The sequence below is a fragment of the Streptomyces sp. UH6 genome, assembly GCF_013421635.1.
Taxonomy (GTDB): domain Bacteria; phylum Actinomycetota; class Actinomycetes; order Streptomycetales; family Streptomycetaceae; genus Streptomyces; species Streptomyces abyssomicinicus.
Genome location: NZ_JACADT010001208.1, coordinates 1 through 1,499 on the forward strand (window position 1 = coordinate 1; position 1,499 = coordinate 1,499).

Sequence of the window (1,499 nt, forward strand, 5' to 3'; positions counted from 1 at the left end):
CCGGGCGGCCGGTACCCCGGGGAGGCGGGCTCCGGGGAGGCGGACCCCTAGGGAGGCGGACCCCCAGGAAGGCGGTCCCCCAGGAAGGCAGGCCCGGGAAGGCGGACCGCGGGCCGACGGATCCCTAGGGCCGGGGCGAGGTTCCGCTTCCGGGACCGGGAGGACCTGTTCTTGCTGATGGTGCGTCAACTAGCTTGTGGGTGAACCGAATTCGACCCAGGGAGCTTCATGTCCACCGCGCAGCAGGTGCCCGACATCCTTTCGCCGGAGTTCGCAGCGGACCCCTACCCCGCGTACCGCGTCTTCCGGGACAGCGCGCCCCTCCTGTGGCACGAGGCCACGCAGAGTTACATCGTCTCGCGCTACGAGGACGTCGAGCGCGTGTTCAAGGACAAGCAGGGCCAGTTCACCACCGACAACTACGACTGGCAGATCGAGCCCGTCCACGGGAAGACGATCCTGCAGCTGAGCGGTCGCGAGCACGCCGTGCGCCGTGCCCTGGTGGCGCCCGCCTTCCGCGGTACGGACCTGCAGGAGAAGTTCCTGCCCGTCATCGAGCGCAATTCGCGGGAGCTGATCGACGCCTTCCGCCACACCGGCTCGGCGGATCTGGTGGCCGACTACGCCACCCGCTTCCCGGTCAACGTCATCGCCGACATGCTAGGGCTGGACAAGGCCGACCACGCGCGGTTCCACCGCTGGTACACGGCGGTCATCGCGTTCCTCGGCAATCTGTCCGGCGACCCCGAGGTGGCCGCGGCGGGCGAGCGGACCCGGGTGGAGTTCGCCGAGTACATGCTGCCGATCATCCGCGAACGCCGTGACCGGCCCGGCACCGACCTGCTGTCTGCGCTCTGCGCGGCGGAGGTGGACGGCGTCCGGATGAGCGACGAGGACATCAAGGCGTTCTGCAGCCTGCTGCTGGCGGCCGGGGGCGAGACCACGGACAAGGCCATCGCCGGAATCTTCGCCAATCTGCTGCGCCATCCCGACCAGCTGGCCGCCGTCCGGGAGGACCGCGGCCTGATCCCCCGGGCCTTCGCCGAGACCCTGCGGTTCACGCCGCCGGTCCACATGATCATGCGGCAGTCGGCGCAGGAGGTCGAACTGAGCGGCGGCACCGTGCCGGCCGGGGTCACCGTGACCTGCCTGATCGGCGCCGCCAACCGCGACGACCGGCGCTACGCCGACCCCGACCGCTTCGACATCTTCCGTGACGACCTGACCACCACGACGGCGTTCTCCGCCGCCGCCGACCATCTGGCCTTCGCGCTCGGCCGGCACTTCTGCGTCGGCGCGCTGCTGGCGAAGGCCGAGGTGGAGATCGGGGTCGGCCAGCTGCTCGACGCCATGCCCGACGTCCGGGTCGCCGAGGGCTTCGAGCCGACCGAGCAGGGCGTGTTCACCCGCGGTCCGGACCGCCTCCCCGTGCGGTTCACGCCGGTCTCCGGCTGACGCCGCGGTGCCGCGCAGGCCCCCCGGCGCCTGCGCGGCACCCG

General features: G+C 71.4%; 1 protein-coding gene. It reads left to right on the forward strand.

Annotated elements, in window-relative coordinates; genetic code table 11:
• The first annotated feature begins 228 nt into the window (after positions 1–228).
• Positions 229–1,455 (forward strand): cytochrome P450, encoded by a 1,227-nt coding sequence (locus tag HW445_RS30655; RefSeq protein ID WP_180224054.1) that lies wholly within the window; start codon positions 229–231, stop codon positions 1,453–1,455.
• The last annotated feature ends 44 nt before the right edge of the window (positions 1,456–1,499 follow it).

Bases quoted from the DNA above. Each gene is read 5' to 3' on its own strand.
- HW445_RS30655 (WP_180224054.1), top strand. From the start codon at position 229: ATGTCCACCGCGCAGCAGGTGCCCGACATCCTTTCGCCGGAGTTCGCA.